The following is a 12803-nucleotide window of genomic DNA, read 5'->3' on the forward strand; positions in this document are numbered from 1 at the left end:
CACTCAGATCGTGGCCGCGTCACGGAGCGCGGTGATCTCGGCCTCGCTGCGGCCGAGCCCGGTCAGGATCTCCTCCGTGTGTTCACCCAGCTCCGGGCCGGACCAGCGGACCGCACCGGGCGTCGCGGACAGCCGTGGGGCCACGTTCTGCATGGCGAATTCGTGCCCGAGGGCGTTGCGGGCGCGCACGATGGCCGAACGTGCGGCGAAATGGTCGTCGGCGAACATGTCCTCGGCGCGGTAGACCTTGCCCGCCGGAACACCAGCGTCGTGCAGCAGAGCCAAAAGATCCCCGGCATCGATTTTGCCGCTCCAGTCCGCGATGAGAGCGTCAAGCTCCGCTTGACGGGCGCCGCGTGCCTGATGCGTCGCGTAACGGGGATCCTCGGCCAGTTCCGGACGGTCCATCGCCTCGGCGAGCCGGCGGAACACCGTGTCCTGGTTGGCCGCGATGAGCACGTCACCACCGGTCGCGGTGGGATAGACGTTGCTCGGCGCGACGCCCGGCAGGATCGCGCCGGTGCGCTCGCGCTGATGGCCGATCGCGTCCCACTCGGTCACCTCCGCCTCGGTCATCGCGAGAACCGCTTCGTAGATCGCCGAATCGACGACCTGGCCCCGGCCGGTCGCCTGCCGGGAATGGAGCGCGGCGAGCGCCCCGAGCGCGGCGAACGTCCCGGCGAGGGAGTCGCCGATGCTGATCCCGGCGCGTGACGGCGGACGGTCGGCCTCGCCGATGAGGTAGCGCAAGCCGCCCATCGCCTCGCCGATCGAGCCGTAGCCCGCGCGCCCCGCGTACGGGCCGGTCTGGCCGAATCCGCTGACCCGGACCACGATCAGGCCGGGGTTCTCCGCATGCAGGCGCTCGGGGCCCAGCGACCAGCGTTCGAGCGTGCCCGGGCGGAAGTTCTCGATCAGCACGTCGGCGGTCCGCAGCAGCTCGCGGGCCACCTCCTGACCCGGTTCCCGGCGGAGATCCAGCGTGAGGGACTTCTTGTTCCGGGCGATCACCGGCCAGGTCAGGGAGGCGCCCTCGGCGGTGGTCCGGCCCCAGCGGCGCATCGGATCGCCACTGCCCGGCGGTTCGATCTTGACCACCTCGGCGCCCAGGTCGCCGAGCAGCTGCCCGCAGAACGGGCCGGCGATCAGCTGGCCCATCTCCACGACGGTGATTCCGGCGAGCGGGCCGGGAGGTTCGGGCACGGTGCGGCCCTTTCTCTGCGAAGGCGAACGGAGGGAGGTCACTGCTCGCCCATGGCGTGCAGCATCAGTTCGAGCACCTGCTGGTCCGGGCACGGGGGCGGGGTGGTGTCGGCCAGGCGGCCGATCATGTCGAACGCTTCGGCGACGCGATCTGCACCGATCACAGGGCTGTGCCCGGAAATGATGCACTCGATGCGATGGCCCTGGACGTTCCGGACAGTCTTCGCATAGCGTCCGCGGTCCACGAGGCTGAGCCACGGCGCGAGCGCGTGCACACCGAACATGACCATGCCGTCCCACCAGAGCTGTGGGTCCAGCTCGGCCACGTCGGTGGCCGGCGCCGTGCCGGGGCCGCCCGGAACAGGGGTGGCGAACGCGTCCGCGGCCCAGTACACGCCGGTCGAGGTGTCCAGCAGGCCACGGGTGGCCGGCGAGTCGTAGACCGGGGGCCGCAGTGCGACCAGGGTGCGATCGCCGGCCTGGACCGAATCGCCGTCGTTGACCCACCGGCATCTTCGAAGCGGGAAGTCGTAGGCGTTGCCGAACCGTTCGACCAGCGCCCAGCTGCAGAGCAGGGTCGCGTTCGGGCACATTTCTATCACTTCGGCGAGATTGCCGGTGTGGTCGGAATCGTCGTGGGAGAGGAACACCCATCGGACGTCCGCCGGCTCGACCAGCGAGAACACGTCCTTGATGAAGTGGTCGCGGTTTCGCGCCGATCCGGTGTCGACGATGATCGGCTCGGCACCCTGGAAGACGGCGGAGTTCAGGTGCACCGAGAGCGGCGCCCCCAGGCCCTGTTGCGCCGCCTGGACGAGATATGTGCCGGCGGCCACCTTCTGTGGCGGCAGGTGCAGCGGATGGAGCTGCCCGGCGGCTGGTTCTGGCGATGACATCGGTGTCACCTCGGGAGGGTCAGGCGCCGCTACGTGGGTCGAAATCGACCTCGTTCGCGGTGCGCGTGGTCGGCAGCAAGCGCTTGGCGATCTTGTGCGTCTCGGTGAGCGGCCAGCTCTCGACGAATTCGAGGTAGCGTGGCCGCTTGTACGGCGGGAGCCGCTGCGCTGCCCACTCCGCGAGTTCCCCGGCGTCGACTTCGGTGTCCGGCTTGCGCAGCACGAACGCCTTGACGTCCTCTTCGGACAGTGGGGACGGCACGCCGATCACCGCGCTGGAGGAAACCGCAGGATGGGCGTCGAGGACCACTTCCACATCGGCGGGGGAGAGGTTCTCGCCGCGGCGCCGGATGATTTCCTTGAGCCGGCCTGCGAAATAGAGGTTTCCGGCGGCGTCGGCGTAGGCCAGATCGCCGGTGTGCAGCCAGCCGTCGCTGCGCAGAGCGCGAGTTTCGTCGGGCAGGCCGAAGTACCCGGGGCTCAGTGCCGGGTTCCGCAGCTGCAGCTCGCCGGTCTGCCCGGCCGGGACCTCGGCTCCGCCGGGGCCGATGATCCGGGCCTCGTTGACGCGCCCGAGCCGTGGGTGCTGGCGGGGACGTCCCATGGAACCGTACGCCGGTGGTTCGTCGAGCGGGACGATGAGCCCGTACGGGGTTTCCGAGAGGGCGTATCCGATCGCCAGACGCAAGCCGAAGCGTTTCTCGATCTCTTTGTGCCGGGCTTCGACCGGCGCGGGTGCGGAGTATGCGTAACGCAGTTTGTGTCCGCGTTCGGCGCTTGAGGGCTCCCGCTCCATCAGGATTTCGATCATCGCGCCGATCGCGTTGAACACCGTGACACCGTAAAGGTGGACGGTCTCCCAGAACGTGCTCGCGGAGAACTTCGGCAGCAACACCAGCTCGGCGCCGTTGCCCCACGTTCCGAGTGTCGAATACGCCTGTGCGTTGAGATGGGAAAGGGGGAGTGTGGTGAGACAGACGTCGTCCTCGGTGAGACCCAGCCAGTACGGGTAGCCTTCGGCGGCCATCGTGTACATACCGTGCGTCTCGATGATGAACTTCGGCCTGCCGGTGCTACCCGAACTCTGAATGTAGGTGGCAGGTGATTCCGGTGCACAGACAACGGGTTCCGCGGGTTCTGCCGCATTCAGTTCCGCCACTGTCGTGACCGGGACGCCGCCGAGATTTTCGGCCGTGAAGTCCGCGGGCACGACGACCAGCTTCGCGCCGGTGTCCTTGACGACCGCGGGAAGTTCGCTGGTCGCCTGGGGATTGACCGCGATACTGACCGCGCCACAGAGTCCGCTCGCGAACCAGGCACGCAGAAAGTCCTGCCCATTGGGCAACACGATCACCACGTGGTCTCCCGGCTCGACGCCCAGACCGCGAAGCCCGCCAAGGCAGCGGAGGGCATCCGCGTAGAGCGCCGCGCGGGTGGTGGTGCCTTCCGGAGTGTGCAGCCACGGCTTGTCCGGCCACTTCCGCACGCCTTCGCGGAGAAACTCCGGCAGGGTCAGTATCTCAGCCATCGCCCATCTTCTCGCTCGTTGGTCGGAACTGCGGTCAGGTGCCTGAAGGTGCGGGACCAGGCGGCCGGGCCACTCCTCGTCGCAGAGCCCTCACCCTGCTTGAAATAGCCGAGGTAGCAGTACGCCGCGTCGAGCAGGTGGCCGGCCATGTCGCGGATCTCCCACCGGTCGCACGGGGTCTGGCTCTGCCATTCCCGTTCGCCGGCTTCGACCATCATCTCCAGGCAGGTGGCGAACTCCTGGCAATCCACCGCACGAGGGTGTCCTTGCCGCCGGTCCGGGTGACGCCCACTCGTGGGGTCACGGCCGCGGCCATGGTGCACAAGCTCCTTTGCTTGGTTGACAAGATTTCTTCAGCGGACCGGAATGCCGATCTGGTGCAGCCAGTCATCCCGGTCGAAGAGCGTTCGTACGGAGGTGACGGCATCGTTTCCGGTGTGGAGGATGACCGCACCGGAGACGTCGAAGGGCTGTCGCTCGCCTTCGTAGCGGCGATCGCGCACCGTCAGGAAGCCCGTGAAGTGCCCGACGAACCGTACTTCTCCGAGCACCACCCCCATAGCGGTGATTCCTGCGGGGCCCAGCAATGGCATCGACAGATCGGAAAACGCCTGCAGCGTCTTCTTGAAGTGCTCGACCGCGCGTTCGCGCCCCTGCACCGGAGCCGGCCGGAACAGCGACCTGACCGTGACGTTCTCGGCGAGGACGGCCGCGAGCCCTGCGAGGTCGGCGGTCTCATGGGCCTGGTACCACCGGTCGAACGCCGCCGCTGCCCGGCCTTCGGTTTCGCCGTGCCCGCTCCGCGGTGTTTCGTGGAGCGCACCGTCCGTGCCCGCCTTGGTCATGCGTGCGACCCTCCGTAAATACGCCGATCGTCATCTCCACTCCTCTGTGGACCATGAGGCGTGCAGACGCGACCGGAGGCCCCGCCCACCGAGTTGTATCCAATGTAGTGACAGTTTGTATTGTTTTGCTGGTTATTGGAGATGCTACGGCAGACGTGGCAGTAAGTTGTATACGAGAGAAGGTAGCGCGCGGACAGTGAACCCGTCAACCTCAACCCGGTGCCGTGGCCTGCCTGCCCGGTGGGGAGCCGCGAATCCCTTGGTGGGGCGGGAAATCCGCGCGCTCAGGCGGTGGCGCGGTCGCTGCCCGGCTCGTCCGGCGTGGCTGCCGAGGCCGATTGCCCGTCCTCCGGGCGGGTCCACTCCATCCTCGTCAGGGAGTGCCGTCCGGCGCGCAGATGCGCGCGCATGATGCCCTCCGCCCAATCCGCGTCGCCGAGGCGGATCGCTTCGAGAATCTCCCGATGCTGGGCGAAGGCACGGCTGAGGTCCGCACGGGTGTGGTGGTGGAACGCCTCCCGCACGAACGGCGGGTCGAGGGTCGCGGGGAGCATCGCGACCAGCTGCCGGTTGCCGCGGTAGAGCGTCAGGTGGAAATCGATGCAGAGCTGGCCCAGCTGCCCGGCCTGTGGCCCTTCGGTCGCCAGCAGCGTGTCGCACTCGTCGCAGATCGCGAGGAGGGCGTCCTCGTCGAGCAGCGCCTTCCGCTCCGTCGTCTGCCGGATGCCGAAGCATTCGAGCACCAGTCGCAAGTCGTAGATGTTGTCGAGGTCGGAGGCCGTCCAGCCGATCACCACCGCGCCGCGGTGCCGCTCGATGCGCACCAGCCCTTGTGCGCTGAGCCGCTGAATCGCTTCGCGCACGGGGGTTCGGCTCACCCCGGCCGCGACGGCGATGTCCTCCTCGCGCAGCCAGCTTCCGGCCGGATACTCGCCGTCGGCGATGCCTCGCTGGAGGTGTTCGTAGGCGGTATCCCTCGCAGACCGGCCCACCGAGACTCCTCTCCGCGCACTGCGACGGCACACGGCGTGCCTGTCCATCAGCATCCCATGTCGCATACGGCTGGTGCACGAGCCGTCGCGTGTCACGATGTTGGATACAATAGTACGGCAAGGCTGGCGGTCTGCGGAAAGGTTGCATCCTGGTCTCGCGGTGCCGTCCGGCAGGCGGTAATTGCAGGTTGGACCGGGTGTAGCGGAACTCTTCGCGGTACCGGAGGTGGCAGATCCGATTGCGCAGACAAGTTTTACATGCATACAATCCTTCACTAACCGACGCAGGTCCACTGCCCGGCGCCATCCCGGGCCTAGGAGACGCAGTTCATGAGCAAGATCAATTACGTGAGTCTGAACCACCTGGCGCTCGTCACCGACGACCTCGACGCCGCCGTCCGCGACGAGAACTACCCGCACCGGCACTACTTCCTGAGCCCGGGCCGGGGCGGCTCGATCGGGTTCTCCGTCTCCGCCCGCGATCTGGATCTCGAGCCGTGGTCAGACGATGCGGACCCGGTGCCCGCCGCGCGTGAGCAGGTCTGAGAGTGGACTCGGCTCGTGCGCGGCCGGCCGGCCTGAGGACGTCGATCGGGTTCACCACCGAAGACGAGATCCGGGTACAGGGCTATCGGCTGGCCGATGAACTGATGGGGACCGTCGACTTCGGCAGCATGTTCTACCTGCTGGTCACCGGACGGCTCCCCGGCCACGGCGAAGCGGTGCTGTTCAACGCGGTGCTGGTGGCGCTCGCCGATCACGGCCTGACGCCGTCCGCGTTGGCCGCGCGGCTGACCTACACCGGCGCTCCGGAAGCGGTTCAGGGCGCGGTCGCCGCCGGCGTGCTGGGGGCGGGCAGTGTCTTTCTCGGGGTTTTCGAGGACACCGGCCGCATGTTGCGGGCCTCGGGTGAGGAGGCGCCGCACGACGAGGCAGAGGTGAGGCGCCGTGCCAAGCGGATCGTGGACGAGTATCGCGCGGCGGGAAAGCGGCTGCCGGGCATCGGGCATCCGATCCACAAAAGCGGCGACCCTCGCACGGCGCGGTTGCTGGAGTTGGCCCGCGAGCACGGCACGGTCGGCCCGCACATCCAGCTGATGCTGGCGGTGCAGCAAGAAGCCGCGGCGTCGGCTTCGGTGCCATTGCCGCTGAACGCGGGCGGCATGTGCGGCGCGGTGCTGTGCGACCTCGGCATCGACACCTCGGTGCTGCGAGGCGTGGCCGTGGTTTCCCGCGCGGCGGGCGTCGTCGGGCATCTGGCCGAAGAAGCCCGGGCGCCCATCGGAAGGTCACTGTGGACACTCGCCGAGGACGCCGTCGAGTACCGCCCTCTCCGCTGACTCCGAAACAAAGGACGCAGACCATGTCCACCGGATACACTGACGTGTCGGTGCACGCGCCGGCCGCGATCCGTGAGGCGAACGGGCTTCGCGTCACCAAGGCCGCGGTCGGTCCCTACGCCGGACCTGCCGGATTGACCAAAGTGGTCACGACCCACGGCCATTACGATCACTGGCAGGCGCGGGCGGAAGTGGCCGGAAAGACCGGCGCGCAGACGCGCCGAACATCCCGGTCGGCACCGACTGCCCGGTCCGGGACGGTGACCGCATCCGGCTCGGCAACGTCGAACTCGCCGTCACCCATCTTGTGGGCCACGCCGCAGGCTCGATCGCCTTGAGTCACGAGGAGCCGAAGGGTATCGTCCACGTATTCACCGGCGACGTGCTGTTTCCGGGCGGTGTAGGCAAAACCCACGACGAACCGGAACTGTTCGCCCTGCTGCCGGCGGGTGTCACGCGCAAGCTCTTCGATGCCTGTCCGGTCAGCACCTGGATCTACCCTGGCCACGGCCCCGACACCACGCACGGTGCCGGACGGCCGAAAACGGCGGAATGGCAACGCCGCGACTGGTCGGCGGCGGACTTCCTCTTCTGTCCATCATGGACAGCCGGCGGGTGGAGCGCGTGACCCGCGTTCCGTCCGGCCGCAGTGCTGCTCTCCCCTCCTCACCGGCGTGTTCGCGCTGGTACTGCACGAAAGTAGTGCCACCATGCCCAGTTCAACGACGAACCGGCGTTCCGCCGTGGTCGTGGCCCTCTGCTTCGCGGTACTGATCTTCGACGGGTACGACCTCATCATCTACGGTGCCACCGTCCCCGACCTGCTCGCCTACCAGCCGTGGCACCTCACCACGGCGTCGACCGGCCTGCTCGGCAGCCTGGCCCTGTTCGGCATCGTCGTGGGCGCACTCGGCGCCTCGACGCTCGCGGCGAAGTTCACCCGTCGCAAGGCCATCCTGATCTCGCTCATCTGGTTCTCCTGCGCCATGGCGTTGACCGCGGCTGCCCCTTCGCCATGGCTGTTCGGGGTGGGACGGGTTCTCGCCGGCCTCGGGCTGGGGGCCGCGATCCCGACCTGCATCACGGTCACCGCGGATTTCTCCCGTGGTGGCCGGAAAAACCTGAACAACGCCATCATGTTCTCCGGTTACGCGGTCGGTGGCATCTTCTCCTCGCTGCTGGCGCTGGCGCTGCTGCCCCACGTCGGATTCCGGGTGATGTTCGCGTTCGGCGCGGTGCCACTGCTGCTGGTGCCGATCCTGCTCAAGTGGCTGCCCGAATCGCCCGCCGACCTCATCCGCCTTGGCAGGACAGCGGAAGCGGCGGCCGTGGCGCAGCGGTACGGCCTGACCGCGGTCGCCACCTCCGATGAGCCGGTGGCGGCTCCCTCGATCTGGCGTGGCCGGACCGGTATGGCCACCGTGTTCTTCTGCCTCGCCGGGGTGTTCGGCCAGCTTTTGATCTACGGCATGAACACTTGGCTGCCGCAGATCATGCGGCTGGCCGGCTATTCCCTGACCTCCTCGCTCGCCTTCCTCGTGGCCATCAACACCGGCGCCATCGTCGGTTCGGTCGGGTCGGCGCCGCTGGCGGATCGGTTCGGTGCCAGGTCCGTTGCCGCCGGGTCCTTCGCCGCCGCCATGATCGCGCTCGTCGTCCTGGGCGTCGGCGGTGCACCCACGCCGGTGCTGCTGGTACTGGTCGCGGTCGTCGGTTTCGGCTCGATCGGCTCGCTGACGCTGCTCTACGGTTTCATCGGCATCTACTACCCGGCCGCCTCTCGCGCGGCCGCGATGAGCGCCACGTTCGGGATCGCCCGGATCGGCGCCGTGGTGGCCACGTTGGGCGGTGGCGGCTTCCTCGCCCTGAATCTGCCGACGACGTGGAACTTCCTGGCGTGGGTGCTGCCCGCGTTGCTCGGCGCGATCGCGGTGCTGACCGTGCCGGCCGCGACCGCCGACCGGGCCGCCGTGCTGAGTCGCGAGCGCGGTTGAGACCCTCAGCCGGCCTTCCGGAGTTCGCGTTTGAGGATCTTTCCGGTGGCGTTCTTGGATAATTCGCCGACGAAGTGCACCGCGCGGGGCTTCTTGAACGAAGCCATGCGGGCTTTGCAGTGCTCGATGAGGCCGGCTTCCCCGACCCCGGTGGACGACGAACGCGTGGACCGACTCACCCCATTCGGGGTCGGGGACGCCGATCACTGCCGCTTCCCGGACCGCGGGGTGCGCGAGCAGGACCTCTTCCACCTCACGGAGGTACACATTGGACCCACCGGTGATGATGACGTCCTTGGCCCGGTCGGTGAGGTACAGATAGCCGTTCTCGAAGTGGCCGATGTCGCCGGTGTGCAGCCAGCCGTCTTCGAGCGTTTGCCGGGTCGCTTCGGGGTTATGCCAGTACTCACGCAGCACGACCGCGCCGCGGACGGGCACCTCGCCGTCCGTGCCGGGCTCGGCAGGCCGCCCCTGGCGGCTACCGGGTGTCCGGTGCACCGTCCGATGTGTCCAGTGCGCGCCGGAGGGCGGCTCGGCCGGCCGGTTCCCCGGTCGGTTTGCCGCCGGGGGGGGGCCGAGTCTGCCGACGCTGATCAGGCTCAGCGCCCGCAGGACCGCCCAGCCGCGGGCCCTGGTCACGGTGGCTTCGTCCACTGCCCCGTAAGCGGCGAAGAACCGGTCCACCGCACCGTCGGGGAGCAGGAGCCAGGCGGCGGACAAATCGGTCGCGGGGTCGCCTGCGCACATGTCGCCGAAATCGAGCACACCGGCGAGCGTGCCTTCCCGCACGACTACGTTCGCCGGGTGCAGATCGCCGTGCAGCCACGTCGGCGCTCCGTGCCACGCGGGCGCGGAGACTGCCTTTTCCCAGGTTTCCCGCGCTGCGTCGGAGAGTTCGCCCGGCTCGTCCCGAAACCGGGCGAGTGGCGCACTGCGCGTCGCGCTGGTGGGGGCTGCCGCGGGTGCGTTCTGGTGCAGGGCAAGGAGAAATCCGGCGAGGGTCTCGGCTGCGTCGGCTCGGGTGAGCGGCGCGTGGTCGCGGGCTCGCCTTCGACCCAGCGCACGATCGTCCAGGTGTGCTCGAAGCGGGGTGAAGGCTCGCCGACGCGGACGGGGACCGGGGTCGGCAGGGGCAGGTGGCCGGCGAGCCGGGGCAGCCACGTTTGCTCGGTCCGCAAGAGGGCGGGGCCACGTTCGGTGCGGGGCAACCGGACGGCTAGGTCCGTGCCAAGACGCCACATCTGGTTGTCCCAGCCACCGGCGACGTCGCGGAGTGTCAGGTGAGCGAGATCCGGGTGCTGGTCCCGAATCAGCGCGCGTACCAGATCCTGCTCGAACTCGTTCATCGAAGGCGCCGCTCCTCTCCCTGGCAGATTGATCGGCCACCGGCACCAGCTTGCCGAGCGGCCCGCGACACCGCGCGAGTCCGTTTCGCCTCGGCCGATCGGCCGAGGCGAAACGGCCGGGACTGACCGTTCGGCTGTCGTCAGCGGTACTTCCGGGCGAGCCGGGGCCGCCATCCGGCCCCTAGCATCTGAGGCCATGACGATCCTGCTCGCCGATCCTCGGGTGCACGCGACGCTCGTGCAGGACAACGGCGATCCTTTGGTCCCGGTGGATTTCGCGCCCCGATGTGCGGGTGCGTGCGGGCCTGGCCGCAAAACTGGCCTCGGCGCGGGCGGCGCTGCCGGGCGGCGTGGATCTCCGCGTCGTCGAAGGGCATCGGAGCACCGCCGATCAGCAGGAGATCTTCGAGGAGTACACCGACACCCTCCGCGTCCGTTATCCCGGCGTGGACGCGGTGGCCACGGCGTGAGCGCCGTCGTGACACGGCTTCGCCGGCCGCGGAGCACCGCGACCGAGCCGACGCTGGAAATCGACTTGTCCGCGATCGCCGCCAACACCCGCCGGTTCGCCGCGGCCACGCAGGGAGAAGTGATGGCCGTGGTGAAGGCCGACGGTTTCGGGCACGGGCTCGGCGACGTGGCGAGGGTGGCGCTGACCAACGGCGCGAGCTGGCTCGGTGTCACCTCGATCGCCGAAGGCGTGGCGGTGCGGGCGACCGGGCTGACCGCACCGGTGCTGAGCTGGCTGAACCCGGTCGAGGTCGACGTCGAGACCGCCTGCCGTAACCGGCTCGACCTCGCCGTGCCGAGCGTCGGTCATCTCGACGCGATCGTGGCGGCCGGCTGTCCGATGAGGATCCACCTCCAGCTGGACACGGGCCTGGCCCGTGACGGCGCGGCGCCGGAGGAGTGGCTCGAACTCGTCGCGGCGGCACGGCGGGCCGAGGCGGCCGGGCAGATCACCGTGGTGGGCGTGATGGGACACCTGCCGGCCGCGGACCGGCCCGGACATCCGGCGAACGCCGAGGGCAGGCTGGCGTTGCAGTGCGGAGCCGAGCTGGCCGTCCGTGCCGGATTACGGCCGGTGGTCCGGCATCTGGCAGCGACCGCGGCGACGTTGACCGATCCGAGTACGCATCTGGACCTGGTCCGGATCGGCGTGGGGCTGATCGGGATCGACCCGTCCGGCAGCACCCGGTTGCGGTCCGCGTTGCGGCTGGTCGCGCCGGTTGTGCAGGTACGGCGAGTGCCCGCCGGGACCGGGGTTGGCTACGGTCACACCTATGTCACGGACCGGCCGACGACCTTGGCGCTGCTGCCGATCGGGTACGCCGACGGCTTGCCCCGCGCGGCGTCCGGGCGGGCGGAGGTCCTGGTCGCCGGGCGGCGCCGGCCGGTGACCGGGCTGATCTCGATGGACCAGACGGTGGTGGATCTCGGGGATGACCCGGTGGAGCAGGGCAGCGAAGCCGTGGTGTTCGGTCCCGGCGACGAAGGTGAACCGGCAGCAGGAGAGTGGGCGGAATGGGCGGGCACCATCCCGCACGAGATCGTGACCGGTATCGGGCCGCGGGTGCAGCGGTGCGTGCGATGAGCGGGCCGCTGTGGGTGGCCGTGATCGGCGGCGGGCAGAACTGCGAACGCGAGGTCTCGCTGGCTTCGGCGGCGTCGGTCCGTGCGGCGCTCGACCCGGCCCGGTATGTGGCGGTGCCGCTGACCATCCGGCCGGACGGGCGGTGGCTGGGCCCCGCGGAACAGCTGCTCGGCGACACTCCGGCGACCGGTCTCGCGGCAGCCCTCGGGGTGCTGGCCGGATGCGATGTCGTGTTGCCGGTGGTGCACGGGCCGCGCGGGGAGGACGGTGCGCTCGCCGCGCTGTGCGAGCTGGCCGGAATTCCGTGCGCCGGTTCGCCAATGCGTGCCGGGGCGCTCGCGATGGACAAGTGGGTGACGAAGCTGGTCGCCGAAGCGGTCGGGGTGCCGACCGCTCCCGGCCGGCTGCTCACTTCGGCCGACTTACCGGCGGTCTTCACCGGCCCGGTGGTGGTCAAGCCGGTCGCCGCCGGGTCGAGTTTCGGCGTGCGTCTCGTCGAAACGGCCGCCGACTTCGAGCCCGCCCTGCGCGCGGCCCTCGAACTGGACGACCGGGTACTGGTGGAACAGGTCATCCACGGCCGGGAAATCGACGTCGCGGTGCTCGACGACCCGGACTTCGGACGCCGCACCGGCCCACCGCTGGAGATCGTCCTCGACGACGGACTGTTCGACACCACGGCGAAATACGACGGCAGCGCGACGTTCCGGATTCCCCCGCAGCTGACGGAAAAGGAGTCCGGCGAGTTGTCCCAGGCCGCCTTGCGGGTGTATGACGCCCTCGGCTGTCACGGAGTGGCGCGGGTCGACTTCTTCCTGACCCCGGACGGCCCGGTGCTCAACGAGGTCAACACGATGCCGGGGATGACCGCGGCGTCACAGGTGCCCAAGATGTTCGGCGCGGAGGGGCTGGGGTACTCGGAGTTCCTGGACCGGCTCATCCGGGCCACGCCCGGCCTCTTGGGTTGAACGTCGCAAGTGAGAGTTGGTCCACTGTGGACTATGGTGTGGCGCCCGGCCGGCAGGCCGGGCGCCACAGGACCGGTACGCAGCCACCCGCCGCCGG

Annotated in this window: 15 protein-coding genes and 1 pseudogene; 7 read left to right on the top strand and 9 right to left on the bottom strand. The window is 69.2% G+C overall.

From position 1 onward, the window contains the following. Positions 1-3 precede the first annotated feature (3 nt). The 6 genes from D5S19_RS17935 to D5S19_RS17960 form a co-directional block, all read right to left on the bottom strand. On the bottom strand, positions 4-1203 hold the full coding sequence (locus D5S19_RS17935) for a CaiB/BaiF CoA transferase family protein (protein WP_233574011.1): 1200 nt from the start codon (positions 1201-1203) through the stop codon (positions 4-6). A 38-nt stretch (positions 1204-1241) separates the two neighbouring features. Further along, a complete protein-coding gene (locus D5S19_RS33185) occupies positions 1242-2099 on the bottom strand; it encodes an oxygen-binding di-iron domain-containing protein (RefSeq protein WP_120024493.1) in 858 nt (285 codons plus the stop codon). A gap of 19 nt (positions 2100-2118) precedes the next feature. After that, positions 2119-3627 (bottom strand): AMP-binding protein, encoded by a 1509-nt coding sequence (locus tag D5S19_RS17945; RefSeq protein WP_120024494.1) that lies wholly within the window; start codon positions 3625-3627, stop codon positions 2119-2121. Beyond that, positions 3612-3878 carry a maleylpyruvate isomerase N-terminal domain-containing protein gene (locus tag D5S19_RS17950; RefSeq protein ID WP_120024495.1) on the bottom strand — a complete coding sequence of 89 codons (267 nt, stop codon included), beginning with the start codon at positions 3876-3878 and terminating at the stop codon, positions 3612-3614. The genes D5S19_RS17945 and D5S19_RS17950 overlap by 16 nt, the downstream gene beginning before the upstream one ends. A gap of 102 nt (positions 3879-3980) precedes the next feature. Further along, positions 3981-4472 (bottom strand): nuclear transport factor 2 family protein, encoded by a 492-nt coding sequence (locus D5S19_RS17955; protein ID WP_120024496.1) that lies wholly within the window; start codon positions 4470-4472, stop codon positions 3981-3983. A gap of 284 nt (positions 4473-4756) precedes the next feature. Further along, positions 4757-5464, bottom strand: coding sequence for a GntR family transcriptional regulator (locus D5S19_RS17960; protein WP_158605557.1), 708 nt, complete (start codon positions 5462-5464; stop codon positions 4757-4759). Between the two features lie 330 nt (positions 5465-5794). Between D5S19_RS17960 and D5S19_RS17965 the strand changes: the two genes are divergently transcribed. After that, positions 5795-6010 carry a hypothetical protein gene (locus D5S19_RS17965; protein ID WP_120024498.1) on the top strand — a complete coding sequence of 72 codons (216 nt, stop codon included), beginning with the start codon at positions 5795-5797 and terminating at the stop codon, positions 6008-6010. Between the two features lie 2 nt (positions 6011-6012). Beyond that, a complete protein-coding gene (locus D5S19_RS17970; protein WP_199730549.1) occupies positions 6013-6804 on the top strand; it encodes a citryl-CoA lyase in 792 nt (263 codons plus the stop codon). Between the two features lie 169 nt (positions 6805-6973). On the opposite strand, the gene D5S19_RS33810 is transcribed toward D5S19_RS17970, so the two are convergent. After that, positions 6974-7120 carry a hypothetical protein gene (locus tag D5S19_RS33810; protein ID WP_325050281.1) on the bottom strand — a complete coding sequence of 49 codons (147 nt, stop codon included), beginning with the start codon at positions 7118-7120 and terminating at the stop codon, positions 6974-6976. A gap of 18 nt (positions 7121-7138) precedes the next feature. Here D5S19_RS33810 and D5S19_RS33815 point away from each other — a divergent pair, with 18 nt between their 5' ends. Then, a complete protein-coding gene (locus D5S19_RS33815) occupies positions 7139-7432 on the top strand; it encodes an MBL fold metallo-hydrolase (protein ID WP_325050282.1) in 294 nt (97 codons plus the stop codon). Positions 7433-7514: 82 nt separating this feature from the next. Beyond that, positions 7515-8798 (top strand): MFS transporter, encoded by a 1284-nt coding sequence (locus tag D5S19_RS17980; protein WP_158605558.1) that lies wholly within the window; start codon positions 7515-7517, stop codon positions 8796-8798. A gap of 5 nt (positions 8799-8803) precedes the next feature. Here the strand turns inward: D5S19_RS17980 and D5S19_RS33575 are convergent, their stop codons facing one another. Both D5S19_RS33575 and D5S19_RS34170 read right to left on the bottom strand, forming a co-directional pair. After that, the gene (locus D5S19_RS33575) at positions 8804-8977 is read right to left on the bottom strand and encodes an AMP-binding enzyme (RefSeq protein WP_267901129.1); all 174 of its coding nucleotides are present in this window, start codon (positions 8975-8977) and stop codon (positions 8804-8806) included. Beyond that, a pseudogene (locus D5S19_RS34170) lies at positions 8955-10342 on the bottom strand (phosphotransferase); the annotation flags it as partial. The pseudogene D5S19_RS34170 and the gene D5S19_RS33575, both read right to left, overlap by 23 nt. A 95-nt stretch (positions 10343-10437) precedes the next feature. On the opposite strand from D5S19_RS34170, the gene D5S19_RS17995 reads away from it, so the two are divergent. The 3 genes from D5S19_RS17995 to D5S19_RS18005 are packed head-to-tail and all read left to right on the top strand — an operon-like array spanning position 10438 to position 12706. After that, the gene (locus D5S19_RS17995; RefSeq protein WP_147397437.1) at positions 10438-10614 is read left to right on the top strand and encodes a M15 family metallopeptidase domain-containing protein; all 177 of its coding nucleotides are present in this window, start codon (positions 10438-10440) and stop codon (positions 10612-10614) included. Beyond that, positions 10611-11738: an alanine racemase gene (gene alr / locus D5S19_RS18000; RefSeq protein WP_233574012.1), complete on the top strand. Its 1128-nt coding sequence runs from the start codon at positions 10611-10613 to the stop codon at positions 11736-11738. Before D5S19_RS17995 ends, alr begins: the two co-directional genes overlap by 4 nt. Then, positions 11735-12706: a D-alanine--D-alanine ligase family protein gene (locus D5S19_RS18005; protein WP_120024510.1), complete on the top strand. Its 972-nt coding sequence runs from the start codon at positions 11735-11737 to the stop codon at positions 12704-12706. Before alr ends, D5S19_RS18005 begins: the two co-directional genes overlap by 4 nt. The last annotated feature ends 97 nt before the right edge of the window (positions 12707-12803 follow it).

Origin of the sequence: Amycolatopsis panacis (genome assembly GCF_003600245.1) — a bacterium.
Taxonomy (GTDB): Bacteria; Actinomycetota; Actinomycetes; order Mycobacteriales; family Pseudonocardiaceae; genus Amycolatopsis; species Amycolatopsis sulphurea.